This window comes from Photorhabdus viridis, from assembly GCF_040256935.1.
GTDB lineage: Bacteria > Pseudomonadota > Gammaproteobacteria > Enterobacterales > Enterobacteriaceae > Photorhabdus > Photorhabdus viridis.
Map to the genome: position 1 here is coordinate 1 of NZ_JBEJZY010000205.1, position 767 is coordinate 767.

Genomic DNA, 767 nt, shown 5'->3' on the forward strand with positions numbered 1-767 from the left:
GCTCTTTAACAATCTGGAACAAGCTGAAAATTGAAAGCGTCAATAATCTCCCCGAGGGATTGTTGACCAGTCTCTCAACACTGCGCACCCCGAGACATTTTCGGGTTGTGAGGTTAAGCGACTAAGCGTACACGGTGGATGCCTAGGCAGTCAGAGGCGATGAAGGACGTGCTAATCTGCGAAAAGCGTCGGTAAGCTGATATGAAGCGTAATAACCGGCGATGTCCGAATGGGGAAACCCAGTGCAATGCGTTGCACTATCGTCCGATGAATTCATAGTCGGACGAGGCGAACCGGGGGAACTGAAACATCTCAGTACCCCGAGGAAAAGAAATCAACCGAGATTCCCCCAGTAGCGGCGAGCGAACGGGGAGCAGCCCAGAGTCTGCATCAGCCGGTGTGTTAGTGGAAGCGTCTGGAAAGTCGCACAGTAAAGGGTGAAAGTCCCGTACACCAAAACACCCCGGCTGTGAACTCAACGAGTAGGGCGGGACACGTGGTATCCTGTCTGAACATGGGGGGACCATCCTCCAAGGCTAAATACTCCTGACTGACCGATAGTGAACCAGTACCGTGAGGGAAAGGCGAAAAGAACCCCGGCGAGGGGAGTGAAAAAGAACCTGAAACCGTGTACGTACAAGCAGTGGGAGCTTCTATTAATAGGGGTGACTGCGTACCTTTTGTATAATGGGTCAGCGACTTATATTCTGTAGCAAGGTTAACCGTTTAGGGGAGCCGCAGGGAAACCGAGTCTTAACTGGGCGCAT

Annotated in this window: 1 rRNA gene; it reads left to right on the forward strand. The window is 52.2% G+C overall.

From position 1 onward, the window contains the following. Positions 1 to 111: 111 nt before the first annotated feature. Positions 112 to 767: ribosomal RNA gene (locus ABR397_RS22990) — 23S ribosomal RNA — on the forward strand; the annotation flags it as partial.